General features: G+C 56.3%; 20 protein-coding genes. 19 read left to right on the top strand and 1 reads right to left on the bottom strand.

All coding sequences use genetic code 11. The annotated features are described in order from the left end of the window. The first annotated feature begins 16 nt into the window (after nt 1–16). From rplE to bfr, 17 genes are all read left to right on the top strand, one after another. Nucleotides 17–556: a 50S ribosomal protein L5 gene (gene rplE, locus MMG91_RS18555; protein WP_003176415.1), complete on the top strand. Its 540-nt coding sequence runs from the start codon at nt 17–19 to the stop codon at nt 554–556. 13 nt (nt 557–569) lie between these two features. Continuing rightward, the gene (rpsN, locus tag MMG91_RS18560; protein ID WP_003176414.1) at nt 570–875 is read left to right on the top strand and encodes a 30S ribosomal protein S14; all 306 of its coding nucleotides are present in this window, start codon (nt 570–572) and stop codon (nt 873–875) included. 210 nt (nt 876–1,085) lie between these two features. Next, nucleotides 1,086–1,478: a 30S ribosomal protein S8 gene (gene rpsH / locus MMG91_RS18565; RefSeq protein WP_003186040.1), complete on the top strand. Its 393-nt coding sequence runs from the start codon at nt 1,086–1,088 to the stop codon at nt 1,476–1,478. Nucleotides 1,479–1,490: 12 nt separating this feature from the next. After that, nucleotides 1,491–2,024, top strand: coding sequence for a 50S ribosomal protein L6 (gene rplF, locus MMG91_RS18570; protein ID WP_003176412.1), 534 nt, complete (start codon nt 1,491–1,493; stop codon nt 2,022–2,024). Between the two features lie 10 nt (nt 2,025–2,034). Next, nucleotides 2,035–2,385 carry a 50S ribosomal protein L18 gene (gene rplR, locus MMG91_RS18575; RefSeq protein ID WP_003186037.1) on the top strand — a complete coding sequence of 117 codons (351 nt, stop codon included), beginning with the start codon at nt 2,035–2,037 and terminating at the stop codon, nt 2,383–2,385. 3 nt (nt 2,386–2,388) lie between these two features. After that, the gene (rpsE, locus tag MMG91_RS18580; RefSeq protein WP_003186035.1) at nt 2,389–2,889 is read left to right on the top strand and encodes a 30S ribosomal protein S5; all 501 of its coding nucleotides are present in this window, start codon (nt 2,389–2,391) and stop codon (nt 2,887–2,889) included. 2 nt (nt 2,890–2,891) lie between these two features. Then, the gene (gene rpmD, locus MMG91_RS18585; protein ID WP_003186033.1) at nt 2,892–3,068 is read left to right on the top strand and encodes a 50S ribosomal protein L30; all 177 of its coding nucleotides are present in this window, start codon (nt 2,892–2,894) and stop codon (nt 3,066–3,068) included. 3 nt (nt 3,069–3,071) lie between these two features. After that, nucleotides 3,072–3,509, top strand: coding sequence for a 50S ribosomal protein L15 (gene rplO / locus MMG91_RS18590; protein ID WP_007896782.1), 438 nt, complete (start codon nt 3,072–3,074; stop codon nt 3,507–3,509). Further along, nucleotides 3,510–4,838, top strand: coding sequence for a preprotein translocase subunit SecY (gene secY / locus MMG91_RS18595; RefSeq protein WP_007896784.1), 1,329 nt, complete (start codon nt 3,510–3,512; stop codon nt 4,836–4,838). 27 nt (nt 4,839–4,865) lie between these two features. Continuing rightward, a complete protein-coding gene (gene rpmJ / locus MMG91_RS18600) occupies nt 4,866–4,982 on the top strand; it encodes a 50S ribosomal protein L36 (protein ID WP_002555468.1) in 117 nt (38 codons plus the stop codon). Nucleotides 4,983–5,112: 130 nt separating this feature from the next. Further along, nucleotides 5,113–5,469, top strand: coding sequence for a 30S ribosomal protein S13 (rpsM, locus tag MMG91_RS18605; RefSeq protein WP_003186020.1), 357 nt, complete (start codon nt 5,113–5,115; stop codon nt 5,467–5,469). Nucleotides 5,470–5,499: 30 nt separating this feature from the next. Continuing rightward, entirely contained in the window at nt 5,500–5,889 is a 390-nt protein-coding gene (gene rpsK / locus MMG91_RS18610) for a 30S ribosomal protein S11 (protein ID WP_002555466.1), read from the top strand. Nucleotides 5,890–5,907: 18 nt separating this feature from the next. Further along, complete coding sequence (gene rpsD / locus MMG91_RS18615; protein ID WP_003176404.1) at nt 5,908–6,528, top strand: 30S ribosomal protein S4; 621 nt, start codon at nt 5,908–5,910, stop codon at nt 6,526–6,528. A 22-nt stretch (nt 6,529–6,550) separates the two neighbouring features. Next, nucleotides 6,551–7,552 (top strand): DNA-directed RNA polymerase subunit alpha, encoded by a 1,002-nt coding sequence (locus MMG91_RS18620; protein ID WP_003186012.1) that lies wholly within the window; start codon nt 6,551–6,553, stop codon nt 7,550–7,552. Between the two features lie 42 nt (nt 7,553–7,594). Continuing rightward, entirely contained in the window at nt 7,595–7,981 is a 387-nt protein-coding gene (rplQ, locus tag MMG91_RS18625) for a 50S ribosomal protein L17 (protein WP_007896790.1), read from the top strand. Between the two features lie 239 nt (nt 7,982–8,220). Further along, a complete protein-coding gene (locus MMG91_RS18630) occupies nt 8,221–9,669 on the top strand; it encodes a catalase (protein ID WP_310660343.1) in 1,449 nt (482 codons plus the stop codon). Nucleotides 9,670–9,824: 155 nt separating this feature from the next. Beyond that, on the top strand, nt 9,825–10,289 hold the full coding sequence (gene bfr / locus MMG91_RS18635; protein WP_123359019.1) for a bacterioferritin: 465 nt from the start codon (nt 9,825–9,827) through the stop codon (nt 10,287–10,289). Between the two features lie 166 nt (nt 10,290–10,455). On the opposite strand, the gene uvrA is transcribed toward bfr, so the two are convergent. Then, nucleotides 10,456–13,290: an excinuclease ABC subunit UvrA gene (gene uvrA, locus MMG91_RS18640; protein WP_305447104.1), complete on the bottom strand. Its 2,835-nt coding sequence runs from the start codon at nt 13,288–13,290 to the stop codon at nt 10,456–10,458. A gap of 190 nt (nt 13,291–13,480) precedes the next feature. On the opposite strand from uvrA, the gene MMG91_RS18645 reads away from it, so the two are divergent. Further along, the gene (locus MMG91_RS18645) at nt 13,481–14,878 is read left to right on the top strand and encodes an MFS transporter (RefSeq protein ID WP_310660344.1); all 1,398 of its coding nucleotides are present in this window, start codon (nt 13,481–13,483) and stop codon (nt 14,876–14,878) included. Nucleotides 14,879–14,887: 9 nt separating this feature from the next. Next, on the top strand, nt 14,888–15,412 hold the full coding sequence (locus MMG91_RS18650) for a single-stranded DNA-binding protein (protein ID WP_007896798.1): 525 nt from the start codon (nt 14,888–14,890) through the stop codon (nt 15,410–15,412). The last annotated feature ends 34 nt before the right edge of the window (nt 15,413–15,446 follow it).

The raw sequence follows: 15,446 nt of genomic DNA on the forward strand, positions 1-15,446 counted from the left end.
TGCTAGGTAGAAGACCATGGCACGACTAAAAGAGATTTACTGGAAGGAAATCGCACCGAAGCTTAAGGAAGAACTTAAGCTTTCGAACGTGATGGAAGTTCCACGCGTTACCAAAATCACCCTGAACATGGGTCTGGGCGAAGCGGTCGGTGACAAGAAAGTCATCGAGCACGCTGTTGCCGACCTGGAAAAGATCACTGGTCAGAAAGTCGTTGTGACTTACGCTCGGAAATCCATCGCTGGCTTTAAAGTCCGTGAAGGTTGGCCGATCGGCGTCAAAGTGACCCTGCGCCGTGAGCGTATGTACGAATTCCTGGATCGTCTGCTGTCGATCTCCCTGCCTCGGGTGCGCGACTTCCGCGGCCTGAATGCCAAGTCCTTCGATGGTCGTGGTAACTACAGCATGGGCGTTAAAGAGCAGATCATCTTCCCGGAAATCGACTACGACAAGATCGATGCTCTCCGCGGTCTGGACATTACCCTGACCACCACTGCCAAGAACGATGATGAAGGTCGCGCTCTGCTGCGCGCTTTCAAATTCCCGTTCCGCAACTGATTGGAGTAGGAAAATGGCCAAGATGAGCATGAAAAACCGCGAGCTGAAACGTCAGCTCACGGTTGCCAAGTACGCCAAAAAGCGTGCAGCACTGAAAGCTATCATCGTTGATCTGAACGCAAGTCCAGAAGCGCGTTGGGAAGCTACAGTAGCTCTGCAGAAGCAGCCACGTGACGCAAGCGCTTCGCGCATGCGTAACCGCTGCCGCCTGACCGGTCGTCCACACGGCGTTTACCGCAAGTTCGGCCTCGGCCGTAACAAGCTGCGTGAAGCTGCAATGCGTGGTGACGTACCTGGTCTGGTTAAAGCCAGCTGGTAAGCACTATCAAAGTCTCGGTGTTCGGGATCGCAAGATCCTGACCATCGGTGACCTTGAACTTGAATCAAGCCCCTATTGGGGCTTGATTCATTTGTGGGGTGTGTCTAGAATACCCGGCTCGCCTGAGCCCGTGCTTTTTTCGCGCGGATGTACTCGGCGACACGTAGTAGCCGCAAGGCTAATTTTTTGTGTATTAGGAGCGTCTAGCCCATGAGTATGCAGGACCCGTTAGCGGACATGCTAACTCGAATCCGTAATGCCCAGATGGCTGAAAAGTCCGTCGTAAGCATGCCATCTTCTACTTTGAAGGTAGCTGTTGCCAAAGTCCTGAAGGATGAAGGTTACATTGCGGGTTATCAGATCAGCAGCGAAATCAAACCACTGCTGTCCATCGAGCTGAAGTACTTCGAAGGCCGTCCGGTCATCGAGGAAGTGAAGCGCGTTAGCCGTCCAGGCCTGCGTCAGTACAAGTCCGTCGATGATCTGCCAAAAGTTCGTGGCGGTCTCGGTGTGTCTATCGTCTCCACCAACAAAGGTGTGATGACGGATCGTGCTGCGCGCGCTGCCGGTGTCGGCGGCGAAGTTCTTTGCACTGTGTTCTAAGGGGGGATAAGCATGTCACGCGTCGCTAAGAACCCCGTTAAGCTGCCAGCCGGTGTCGAAGTCAAATTCGCAGGCCAACAGCTTTCGGTGAAGGGTGCCAAGGGTACTCTCGAACTGAACATCCATTCGTCCGTTGAGATCGTTGAAGAAGCTGGTGAGCTGCGTTTCGCTGCTCGCAATGGCGATCAACAAACTCGCGCAATGGCTGGTACCACTCGTGCGTTGGTTAACAACATGGTCCAAGGCGTAAGCCAAGGCTTCGAGCGTAAGCTCCAGCTGGTCGGTGTTGGTTACAAAGCGCAAGCAAAAGGCACAGTGCTGAACCTGGCTCTTGGCTTCTCGCATCCAGTGGATTATGAACTGCCGGAAGGCATCACCGCTGAGACTCCTAGCCAGACCGATATCCTGATCAAGGGCATCGATAAGCAGCTGGTAGGTCAAGTGGCCGCCGAGATCCGCGACTTCCGTCCACCAGAGCCGTACAAAGGCAAAGGTGTGCGCTACGCGGACGAAGTCGTCCGTCGTAAAGAAGCCAAGAAGAAGTAGGGCATAGCAAATGACCGACAAAAAAGTTACTCGACTGCGTCGCGCTCGCAAAGCACGCCTGAAAATGCACGAACTCGAAGTCGTGCGTCTCTGCGTGTTCCGCTCGTCGCAGCACATCTACGCCCAGGTCATTTCGGCCGACGGCAACAAAGTCCTGGCAAGTGCCTCGACTTTGGATAAAGAACTGCGTGATGGCGCCACTGGCAACATCGACGCGGCCACTAAGGTTGGCCAGCTGGTCGCTACGCGTGCTAAAGCCGCTGGCGTCTCGCAGGTGGCTTTCGACCGCTCTGGCTTCAAGTATCACGGCCGCGTCAAGGCGCTGGCTGATGCTGCTCGTGAAGCTGGGCTGGAGTTCTAAGTTATGTCAAATAACGACCAAAAGCGCGACGAAGGCTACATCGAGAAGCTGGTTCAAGTTAACCGCGTAGCCAAAACCGTTAAAGGCGGCCGTATCTTCACTTTCACCGCGTTGACCGTGGTTGGTGATGGTAAAGGGCGTGTTGGCTTCGGCCGTGGCAAGTCGCGTGAAGTGCCTGCTGCGATCCAGAAGGCAATGGAAGCTGCTCGCCGCAACATGATCCAAGTTGATCTGAACGGCACCACTCTGCAGTACGCAATGAAGTCCGCCCATGGCGCTTCGAAGGTGTACATGCAGCCTGCTTCTGAAGGTACCGGTATCATCGCTGGCGGCGCTATGCGTGCTGTCCTCGAAGTTGCTGGCGTTCAGAACGTTCTGGCCAAGTGCTACGGCTCGACTAACCCGGTAAACGTGGTTCACGCCACTTTCAAAGGTTTGAAAGCTATGCAGTCTCCTGAATCCATTGCCGCCAAGCGTGGCAAAAGCGTCAAGGAGATCTTCTGATCATGGCTACCGTTAAAGTTACGCTGATCAAAAGCATGACCGGCCGCATCCCTAACCACAAACTGTGCGTTAAGGGTCTGGGTCTGCGTCGCATCGGTCACACTGTAGAAGTACTTGATACTCCCGAGAATCGCGGGATGATCAACAAGGCTTACTACATGCTGCGTGTCGAGGGTTAATCGATGAAACTCAATGATCTGAGTCCAGCGCCGGGTTCCCGTCGCGAAAAGCATCGTCCGGGCCGTGGTATCGGTAGTGGTTTGGGCAAGACCGGTGGCCGTGGCCACAAAGGTCAGTCCTCCCGCTCCGGTGGCACCATTGCTCCAGGCTTTGAAGGCGGTCAACAGCCGCTGCATCGTCGCCTGCCGAAGTTCGGTTTCGTTTCCTTGAAGGCCATGGATCGCGCAGAAGTGCGTTTGTCCGAGCTGGCTAAAGTGGAAGGCGACATCGTCACCGTGCAGTCCCTGAAAGATGCCAACGTGATCAACGTCAACGTACAGCGTGTGAAAATCATGCTGTCCGGCGAAGTTACTCGCGCTGTTACCATCGGAAAGGGAATCGGCGCCACCAAAGGTGCGCGTGCGGCTATCGAAGCAGCTGGCGGCAAGTTCGAGGAATAAATGGCTAAGCAAGGTGCTCTCTCTGCGCTCGGCAAAGGCGGTATGTCTGAACTCTGGGCTCGTCTGCGTTTTCTATTCTTGGCGATTATCGTCTACCGAATAGGCGCACACATCCCGGTTCCAGGTATCAACCCGGACCGACTCGCGGACCTGTTTCGACAGAATGAGGGGACCATTCTTAGCTTGTTCAACATGTTTTCCGGCGGCGCGCTGGAACGGATGAGCATCTTTGCGCTGGGGATCATGCCGTACATTTCGGCATCGATCATCATGCAACTGATGACCGCCGTCAGCCCGCAGCTGGAACAGTTGAAGAAGGAAGGTGAAGCTGGGCGTCGCAAGATCGCTCAGTACACCCGCTACGGCACTGTCGTCCTCGCTCTCGTTCAGGCCATTGGCATGTCCATTGGTCTGGCGGGGCAGGGTGTTGCGTTCACTGGTGACTTTGGCTTCCATTTCGTCGCGGTATCCACTTTTGTGGCTGGTGCGATGTTCATGATGTGGCTGGGTGAGCAGATTACTGAGCGTGGTGTTGGCAACGGTATCTCGATGTTGATTTTCGCAGGTATCGTCGCCGGTCTTCCGAGAGCGATCGGGCAGTCTTTCGAGTCTGCGCGTCAGGGTGATATCAACATTTTTGCCTTGGTTGCCATCGGTTTGCTGGCAGTAGCGATTATCGGTTTCGTGGTGTTCATTGAGCGTGGTCAGCGTCGTATTGCTGTTCATTACGCCAAGCGTCAGCAGGGCCGTAAGGTCTTTGCTGCGCAGACTAGCCACTTGCCGTTGAAGGTGAACATGGCCGGTGTTATTCCAGCCATTTTCGCGAGCAGCATTTTGCTGTTCCCGGCTTCGTTGGGTACCTGGTTTGGTCAGTCTGAAGGTATGGGCTGGCTGCAGGACATCTCGCAGTCGATCGCTCCTGGTCAGCCGTTGAATATTCTGCTGTTTAGTGCAGGGATTATTTTCTTCTGCTTCTTCTATACGGCGTTGATGTTCAATCCGAAAGACGTAGCGGAAAACCTGAAGAAGTCCGGTGCCTTTATTCCGGGCATCCGTCCAGGTGAGCAGTCTGCGCGCTACATTGATGGCGTTCTGACTCGTTTGACCCTGTTCGGTGCTCTATATATGACGGCCGTGTGTCTGTTGCCCCAGTTCCTGGTGGTTGCGGCAAACGTTCCGTTCTACCTTGGCGGGACCTCGTTGCTGATCGTCGTCGTGGTTGTGATGGACTTCATGTCCCAAGTACAATCGCACCTCGTTTCGCACCAGTACGAATCCCTGATGAAGAAAGCCAACCTGAAGGGTTACGGCAGCGGCATGTTGCGCTGAGTACCCATAAGGTTCGAGGAGTTGGTGATGAAAGTTCGTGCATCGGTGAAAAAGCTGTGCCGTAACTGCAAGATTATTCGCCGCGAAGGTGTTGTTCGAGTAATTTGCAGCGCGGAACCGCGTCACAAACAGCGCCAAGGCTGAGTGTGATTGTGCTTCAAGCCCGGCAGCTAGTGCGCTGCCGGGTTGATTATTTGTTATTACAGCGATATTATCTCGCGCCCTATTTCTTGGCTTCCGGGGCGTAGGTAGCTGTCAATTGGAGTCCCACTGAATGGCCCGTATTGCAGGCGTTAACATTCCAGATAACAAGCATACTGTTATCTCGCTGACCTACATCTATGGTGTTGGTCGCACTACTGCACAGAAAATTTGTGCAGTGACTGGGGTAAACCCAGCCGCAAAGATCAAGGATCTGAGCGACGAGCAGATTGAACAGCTGCGTGGCGAAGTGGCGAAGTTCACCACTGAAGGTGACCTGCGTCGCGAAATCAACATGAAAATCAAGCGTTTGATGGACCTCGGTTGCTATCGCGGTCTGCGTCATCGTCGTGGTCTTCCAGTACGCGGTCAGCGTACCAAGACTAACGCGCGTACCCGTAAAGGTCCGCGTAAGCCGATCCGCAAGTAATCGCCCCAGCGAATCGACAGGAAATTAATCATGGCTAAACCTGCTGCTCGTCCTCGTAAAAAAGTTAAAAAGACAGTGGTTGATGGCATTGCCCACATCCATGCTTCTTTTAACAACACAATCGTGACCATCACCGACCGTCAAGGCAACGCTCTTTCCTGGGCTACCTCCGGTGGTTCGGGTTTCCGCGGTTCCCGCAAATCCACCCCGTTCGCTGCTCAAGTAGCTGCTGAACGTGCTGGTCAAGCTGCGCTGGAATACGGCCTGAAAAACCTCGACGTTAACGTCAAAGGTCCAGGCCCAGGTCGTGAATCCGCAGTCCGCGCTTTGAACGGCTGTGGCTACAAGATCGCCAGCATCACCGACGTGACGCCAATCCCGCACAACGGGTGCCGTCCGCCGAAGAAGCGCCGCGTGTAATCCAGGAGATTGTAAAGAATGGCTCGTTACATTGGTCCAAAATGCAAACTCGCTCGTCGCGAAGGCACCGATCTCTTTCTGAAGAGCGGCGTGCGCGCGATCGAATCGAAGTGCAACATCGAAGCAGCACCTGGTATCCACGGCCAACGCCGCGGTCGCCAGTCCGATTACGGCACCCAACTGCGTGAAAAGCAGAAGGTCCGTCGTATCTACGGCGTTCTCGAGCGTCAATTCAGCGGCTACTACAAAGAAGCTGCTGGCAAGAAAGGCGCAACTGGCGAAAACCTGTTGCAGCTGCTCGAATGCCGTCTGGACAACGTTGTATACCGTATGGGTTTTGGCTCTACTCGTGCCGAATCCCGCCAGCTGGTATCGCACAAGTCGATCAGCGTTAACGGTCAGACCGTAAACGTTCCGTCTTACCAGGTTCGTGCTGGTGACGTGGTCGCAGTTCGCGAGAAAGCAAAGAACCAACTTCGCATTGTCCAAGCTCTCGATCTGTGTGCCCAACGTGGCCGCGTAGAATGGGTAGAAGTAGACACTGAGAAGAAGTCGGGCGTTTTCAAGAACGTTCCAGCTCGCAGTGATCTGTCCGCCGACATCAACGAAAGCCTGATTGTCGAGCTCTACTCCAAGTAAGGGCTAGAAAATAGGTGCATCCATGCAGATTTCGGTAAATGAGTTCCTGACACCCCGCCATATTGATGTGCAGGTTGTCAGTCCAACCCGCGCCAAGATCACTCTCGAGCCTCTCGAGCGTGGTTTCGGCCACACCCTGGGCAACGCGCTGCGCCGCATCCTGTTGTCCTCAATGCCCGGCTGTGCAGTAGTCGAGGCCGAGATTGACGGTGTACTCCATGAGTACAGCGCCATCGAAGGTGTACAGGAAGACGTAATTGAAATCCTGTTGAACCTTAAAGGTCTGGCTATCAAGCTGCACGGTCGAGACGAAGTTACGCTGACCTTGTCGAAGAAGGGTTCGGGGGTGGTTACCGCTGCCGATATTCAGCTGGATCATGATGTCGAGATCGTTAACCCCGATCACGTAATCGCTAACCTGGCGTCTAACGGCGCCCTGAACATGAAGCTCACCGTAGCTCGTGGTCGTGGTTATGAGCCGGCAGACTCGCGTCAGAGCGATGAAGACGAAAGCCGCAGCATCGGTCGCTTGCAGCTTGACTCTTCGTTCAGCCCGGTTCGCCGTATCGCATACGTGGTGGAAAACGCCCGTGTCGAGCAGCGTACTAACCTGGACAAGCTGGTTATTGATCTGGAAACCAATGGTACCCTGGATCCTGAAGAGGCTATCCGCCGCGCTGCAACCATTCTGCAACAGCAGTTGGCTGCGTTCGTCGATCTCAAAGGTGACAGTGAGCCAGTGGTTGTCGAGCAGGAAGACGAGATCGATCCGATCCTGCTTCGCCCGGTTGACGATCTGGAACTGACTGTACGTTCGGCTAACTGCCTTAAGGCGGAAAACATCTACTACATCGGTGACCTGATTCAGCGTACCGAAGTAGAGCTGTTGAAGACTCCGAACCTTGGCAAGAAATCCTTGACTGAAATCAAGGACGTTCTGGCCTCCCGCGGTCTGTCCCTCGGCATGCGCCTCGACAACTGGCCGCCTGCAAGTCTTAAGAAGGACGACAAGGCGACTGCCTGATCGTCGTAATCACCGAACGTTGTGTTTGGTAAGGAATGAACCATGCGTCATCGTAAAAGTGGTCGTCACCTGAGCCGCACCAGCTCGCACCGCAAGGCCATGTTTCAAAACATGGCGGTGTCGCTGTTCGAGCACGAGCTGATCAAAACTACACTGCCAAAAGCCAAAGAACTGCGCCGCGTTGCTGAGCCGCTGATCACTTTGGCCAAGACAGACAGCCTGGCTAACCGCCGTCTGGCTTTCGACCGTACTCGTTCGAAAGCTATCGTTGGTAAGCTCTTCAACGACCTGGGCAAGCGTTACGCTACCCGTGAGGGTGGCTACCTGCGCATCCTCAAGTGCGGCTTCCGCACTGGCGACAACGCGCCTATGGCGTACGTCGAGTTGGTTGATCGTCCTGTCGGCGGTGAAGCTGTATCCGCTGAGTAAGACGTCAGTCTGAAACAAAGAACCGGGCCTAGTGCCCGGTTTTTTGTGCGTGTAAGAAACGCGCTGTTTGTACAAGCTTCCTTGCGGTTCATGCCCTCAGTATATGAGCGGGATTGTTGGTAGTATTTTTCTATTGATGTCTGCAAATTAATGAATTTGTAGGTGCCATGATTGATGGTCAATACTCCCTCCCACGCCGATTAGCCGGCAGTTCCACAACTGACAGAGGATGAGATCGCATGAGCCAAAACAAAACGCTTACGACCGCCAGTGGCGCTCCTGTCGCCGACAACCAGAATTCCCGCTCCGCCGGCCCTCGTGGCCCTTTGCTGCTCGACGATTTCCACCTGATCGAGAAGCTTGCGCACTTCAACCGTGAAAACATTCCTGAGCGTCGTGTACACGCCAAAGGTTCAGGTGCTTACGGTACGTTCACCGTAACTCGCGATATCACTCAGTACACCAGCGCAAAGCTGTTTGAGTCCGTCGGCAAACAAACCCCGACCTTCCTGCGATTCTCCACTGTGGGCGGCGAACGCGGTTCGGCCGACACCGAGCGTGATCCCCGCGGTTTTGCCCTGAAGTTCTACACAGAAGAAGGCAACTGGGACATCGTCGGTAACAACACGCCGGTGTTCTTCATCCGTGATCCGCTTAAATTCCCTGACTTTATCCATACCCAGAAGCGCCTGCCGCAGAGCAACCTGAAAAGCGCGCAGATGATGTGGGATTTCTGGTCGCACTCGCCTGAGGCGTTGCACCAGGTCACCATTCTGTTCTCGGACCGTGGCATCCCTGACGGCTATCGCCACATGCACGGCTTCGGTAGCCACACCTATAGCCTGATCAACGCCAATGGCGAGCGACACTGGGTGAAGTGGCACTACAAAACCAAACAAGGGATCAAGAACCTCGATCCGGCAGACGCAGCGCGCTTGGCGGGTACCGATCCGGATTACGCACAACGTGACCTGTTCGGCGCCATTGAACGCGGTGATTTCCCGAAATGGAGTGTCAATATCCAGATCATGACCGAGGCCCAAGCTGAGGCCCATTACGAGAACCCGTTCGATGTGACCAAGACCTGGTCGCAGAAAGAGTTCCCATTGATCGAGGTGGGCGAGCTTGAGCTCAACCGTAATCCGTTGAACTACTTCGCTGAAGTCGAGCAGGCGGCGTTCGGTCCGAGCAATATGGTCCCGGGTGTTGGTCTGTCGCCTGACCGCATGTTGCAAGGTCGCGTGTTCGCTTACGCTGATGCCCACCGCTACCGTGTTGGCACCAATCACCAGCAACTGCCGGTGAATGCGCCTCGCAGCCCGGTCAACACTTACCAGCGCGATGGCTCCATGGCGTTTGGTGCCAATGGTGGTGCAGCACCGAACTACGAGCCGAACAGCTACGTAGAATCCCCGAAACAGGCACCGCGCTACGCGGAACCTGCTTTGGCCCTGAGCGGCGTGGCTGATCGTTACGATCATCGCGAAGATAGCGACTACTACAGCCACGCTGGTGCGCTGTTCCGCCTGATGAGTGATGAGCAGAAAAATCTGCTGGTCAACAACATTGCCGGCGCAATGACTGGTGTCTCCAGCGATGTGGTTGATCGCCAATTGCAGCATTTCTTCAAGGCCGACCCGGCGTATGGAGAAGCAATCGCAAAGGCACTCAACGTACAGCTTAACTAAGTCTAAACGATAAGCAGAACCGCCCTCATTTGGGCGGTTTTTGCGTTATTTAAGCTATTTTTCTAAGAATATCTTCGCTTTTATAGCGTCGGGCGAGTGACCTTCCGGTCAGGTTGGTTCAAACTACAGACTTTCAAGCAGGGAGATGTAGGGCGATGCAAGGTCACCCAGACGTAATCGATTACCTCAACACGTTGCTGACAGGCGAACTGGCAGCCCGTGATCAATATTTCATCCATTCGCGGATGTACGAGGACTGGGGTTTCACCGAGCTCTACGAACGTATCAACCACGAGATGGAAGAAGAGGCGCAGCACGCTGACGCCCTGATGCGCCGGATCCTCATGCTCGAAGGCACTCCGCGTATGCGTCCGGACGATCTGGATGTCGGCACCACTGTGCCTGACATGCTCGCCGCTGACCTGCGTCTGGAATACAAAGTTCGTGCAGCTCTGTGCAAGGGCATCGAGCTTTGCGAGCTGCACAAGGATTATGTCAGCCGCGAGATCCTGCGTATTCAGCTGGCCGATACCGAAGAAGACCATACCTACTGGCTCGAGAAGCAGCTGGGTCTGATCAAACTGATCGGTCTGGAAAATTACCTGCAATCGCAGTTCTGATGCTGTTGTAGGAGCAGGGGGACGGCTTGCCCTTGCCCACGAAGGGAACGCCGCGGTGTCAGCCAGACCGAGGTGAGGCCTTCGCGGGCAGCCCTCTCTCCTACAGAAACGCACAAAAAAGCCCCTGTCACTGGTGAAGTGACAGGGGCTTTTTCGTGGGCCCGGCTCAGGCCCTGTCGCGAGCCAGCAGCGGTTTGAGATAGAAGCCAGTGTGAGACTGCTTCATCTCCGACACTTCCTCTGGCGTACCAACGGCAATGATCTGCCCACCTTTGGAACCACCTTCCGGCCCCAGGTCCACCAACCAGTCTGCGGTCTTGATCACGTCCAGGTTGTGCTCGATCACTACTACGGTATTGCCGTGATCGCGCAGACGATGCAACACGTCGAGCAGTTGCTGGATATCCGCAAAGTGCAGGCCGGTGGTCGGCTCATCGAGGATGTACAGCGTCTTGCCGGTATCGCGCTTGGACAGCTCGCGAGACAGTTTCACCCGCTGGGCTTCACCGCCAGAAAGCGTCGTCGCTGATTGCCCCAGCTTGATGTACGAAAGACCTACGTCCATCAATGTCTGAAGCTTGCGCGCCAAGGCTGGAACCGCGTCGAAGAACACCCGGGCTTCCTCGATGGTCATCTCGAGGGTTTCGTGGATGCTCTTGCCCTTGTACTTGATCTCCAGCGTCTCGCGGTTGTAGCGCTTGCTCTTGCAGACATCGCACGGGACATAGATGTCCGGCAGGAAGTGCATTTCCACCTTGATCAGGCCATCGCCCTGACAAGCTTCGCAGCGTCCGCCCTTCACGTTGAAGGAGAAACGCCCCGGCCCGTAACCGCGGGAGCGAGATTCCGGCACGCCGGCGAACAGTTCGCGAATCGGCGTGAATAGCCCGGTGTAGGTCGCCGGGTTGGAGCGCGGCGTGCGACCGATCGGGCTCTGGTCAATGTCGACGACTTTATCCAGATGCTCCAGACCTTTGATGCTCTCGTGAGCAGCCGCTTCCAGGGTCGTGGCTCCATTGAGTGCGGTAGCGCTCAAAGGAAACAGTGTGTTGTTGATCAGCGTCGATTTGCCTGAGCCGGACACACCGGTCACGCAGGTCAGCAGACCAATCGGAATCTCCAGGTCGACATTGCGCAGATTGTTGCCGCGAGCGCCCTTGAGCGACAGCGACAACTTCTTGTTACGCGGCGTGCGTTTGGCTGGCACTGCGATCTTCACCCGGCCCGACAAATACTTGCCGGTCAGCGAATCAGGGTGAGCCATGACCTCGGCCGGCGTCCCTTCGGCGACGATATGCCCACCGTGGACCCCGGCGCCCGGGCCGATATCCACCACATAATCGGCCAGACGAATCGCGTCTTCGTCGTGCTCGACCACGATCACCGTGTTGCCGATATCTCGCAGATGTTTGAGGGTGCCCAGCAATCGATCGTTATCGCGCTGGTGCAGACCAATCGACGGTTCATCGAGGATGTACAGAACCCCCACCAGGCCGGCGCCAATCTGACTGGCCAGACGAATTCGCTGGGCTTCACCGCCGGACAGCGTATCGGCACTGCGGTCCAGCGACAAATAGTCGAGGCCGACGTTGACCAGAAACTGCAGTCGCTCGCGGATTTCCTTGAGAATCTTGTCGGCGATCTCGCCACGGCGGCCGGTCAGTTTCAGCACGCCGAAATACTCACAGGCGTCGCCGATTGGCAGATTGGTCACCGCTGGCAAGGTCTTCTCGCCAACCCACACGTGCCGCGCCTCACGCCGCAGACGGGTGCCGCGGCAATCCGGGCAGTGCTGGGTGCTGAGGAATTTGGCCAGCTCTTCACGGACCGAGGCCGATTCGGTTTCGCGGTAGCGGCGTTCCAGGTTCGGCACGATGCCTTCAAACGGGTGCGAACGTTTGACGATATCGCCACGGTCGTTCAGGTACTTGAAATCGACGTTCTGCGAGCCGCTGCCATGCAGGATGTATTTCTGCTGATCGGCCGGCAGCTCGTTGAACGGCACTTCGAGGCTGAATTTGTAATGGGAGGCCAGTGAGCCAAGCATCTGGAAGTAGTAGACGTTACGCCGGTCCCAGCCGCGAATCGCGCCCTCGGCCAAGGTCAGTTCACCGTTCACCAATCGTTTGATATCGAAGAACTGTTTAACCCCCAGACCATCGCAGGTAGGGCAAGCACCGGCCGGGTTATTGAAGGAGAACAGCTTGGGTTCCAGCTCGCTGATGGCGTGGCCACAGATCGGGCAGGCGAAGCGCGCAGAGAAGATGATTTCTTCGCCGGGCTCGTCATCCATTGGCGCCACAAGGGCGATACCGTCCGCCAGTTTCAGCGCGGTCTCGAACGATTCGGCCAGGCGTTGTTGCAGATCGGCGCGGACCTTGAAGCGGTCGACTACGACGTCGATCGAGTGCTTCTTCTGTTTATCCAGCTTCGGCAACTCGTCCAGCTCGCAGAGCCTGCCGTTGACCCGGGCCCGTACAAAGCCCTGGGCGCGCAGTTCTTCGAAGACCGAAAGGTGCTCGCCCTTACGCTCGCGGATCACCGGGGCCAGCAGCATCAGTTTGCTGCCCTCCGGTTGCGCAAGCACCAGGTCGACCATCTGGCTGACGGTCTGGGCTTCCAGCGGAATGTCGTGATCCGGGCAGCGCGGAATACCGACGCGAGCGTAGAGCAGGCGCAGGTAGTCGTAGATTTCGGTAATGGTGCCAACCGTCGAACGCGGGTTGTGCGAGGTCGACTTCTGTTCGATGGAGATCGCTGGCGACAGGCCTTCGATGGTGTCGACGTCAGGTTTTTCCATCATCGACAGAAACTGCCGAGCGTAGGCCGACAGCGATTCGACATAACGGCGCTGGCCTTCGGCGTACAGCGTATCGAAGGCCAGGGACGACTTGCCGGATCCGGACAGGCCGGTGATAACGATCAGTTTGTCCCGTGGCAGGGTCAGGTCGATGTTCTTCAGGTTGTGGGTTCGGGCCCCACGAATCAGGATCTTGTCCAAAGTGGCCTCGCTCGGCGGGCGTCGAAAACGTAGGAGTATACGGCCAAATACTGGATGGATGCACACTATCAAATGCGGGCGCGCAGCCTTGCATGAAGACTGCTTCATCTGTGCGCGTCATAGCGTCGCGATATACCCCGTCAATCGATGGGACTGGTAGAATCGCCGCCGGTTCACATGAGGTTTTTCCATGCACGATCCCCACAGCGAACGCATGAGTGGCAGTGAGACCCGCGCAGCAAGCGGTCTGGCCCTGGTGTTCGCCTTCCGTATGCTTGGCATGTTCATGGTGTTGCCGGTTCTGGCGACCTATGGGATGGACCTGGCAGGAGCGACCCCGGCCCTCATCGGGTTGGCGATTGGCGCTTACGGCCTGACCCAGGCGATCTTTCAGATTCCTTTCGGCTTCATTTCCGACCGCATCGGTCGCCGACCGGTGATTTACCTGGGGCTGATCATCTTCGCCCTGGGGAGTGTGCTGGCGGCCAATGCCGATTCGATCTGGGGTGTCATCGCCGGACGCATCCTGCAAGGCGCCGGGGCGATTTCCGCGGCGGTCATGGCGTTGCTGTCAGACCTGACCCGGGAACAGCATCGGACCAAAGCCATGGCCATGATCGGCATGACGATTGGTCTGTCGTTCGCTGTCGCCATGGTTGCAGGACCATTGCTGACCCGTGTTTTTGGCCTGTCCGGGTTGTTCTTCGCCACCGGTGGCATGGCGCTGGTCGGCATCGTCATCGTGATGTTCATGGTGCCGCGCGCAACCGGGCCGTTGCAGCACCGCGAGTCCGGCGTTGCGCGACAGGCGCTGATACCGACACTCAAGCACCCGGATCTGCTGCGCCTGGATCTGGGCATTTTTGTGTTGCACGCGATGTTGATGTCAAGCTTCGTTGCATTGCCCCTGGCCCTGGTCGAAAAAGCCGGGCTGCCCAAAGAGCAGCACTGGTGGGTGTACCTGACCGCGCTGCTGATTTCCTTCTTCGCCATGATCCCGTTCATTATCTATGGCGAGAAGAGACGCAAAATGAAACGAGTTTTGCTCGGTGCCGTCGTGACGCTGATGTTCACTGAGCTATTCTTCTGGCAGTTCGGCGATAGCTTGCGGGCTCTGGTGATTGGTACGGTGGTGTTCTTTACCGCGTTCAATCTGCTGGAAGCCTCCTTGCCATCGCTGATCAGCAAGGTTTCACCGGCGGGCGGCAAGGGCACGGCAATGGGGGTTTATTCCACCAGTCAGTTCCTCGGTTCGGCGCTGGGCGGGATCCTCGGCGGCTGGATGTTCCAGCACGGCGGTTTGTCGGTTGTATTCCTCGGATGCGCCGGCCTGGCTGCCCTCTGGCTGGCCTTTGCTGTTACCATGCGCGAACCACCTTACGTCACGAGCCTGCGCTTGCCATTGTCGCCCGAGGCGATCCGCGAAGCGGGTCTGGTCGAGCGCCTGAAGGCCGTCGTAGGGGTAACAGATGCAGTGATCGTCGAAGATGAAGCGGCGATTTACATCAAATTGGACACAGAACTATTGGATCGCACCACCCTTGAGCGCCTGGTGAACAACCCGGCCGGGGCAGCGTGCGTAGCCTAGGAGAACGTTATGGCCCGTGGGGTTAACAAAGTCATATTGGTCGGCACTTGCGGCCAGGATCCCGAAGTTCGCTACTTGCCTAACGGTAACGCCGTGACCAACCTGAGTCTGGCGACCAGCGAACAGTGGACCGACAAGCAAACCGGTCAGAAGGTCGAGAAGACCGAATGGCACCGTGTTTCGATGTTCGGCAAGGTTGCCGAAATTGCCGGCGAATACCTGCGCAAAGGTTCGCAGGTGTACATCGAAGGCAAGCTGCAGACCCGCGAGTGGGAAAAAGACGGTATCAAGCGTTACACCACTGAAATCGTGGTCGACATGCAAGGCACCATGCAACTGCTGGGCGGTCGTCCACAGCAGGGCGACCAACAAGGCGGGGGCAATAACTACCAGCAATCCGCTCCAGCCCCACGCCAGCAGGCTCCGCGTCCGCAGCAGTCGGCACCGCAACAGTCGCGTCCGGCTCCACAGCAGCAGGCCGCTCCTCAGCCGGCTCCGGATTTCGACAGCTTTGATGACGATATCCCGTTCTAAAAAGCAGCTATCCAGTCAGTAATAAAAAAGCGAA

This window comes from Pseudomonas sp. JL3 (assembly GCF_031570575.1).
Lineage (GTDB): Bacteria > Pseudomonadota > Gammaproteobacteria > Pseudomonadales > Pseudomonadaceae > Aquipseudomonas > Aquipseudomonas cucumis.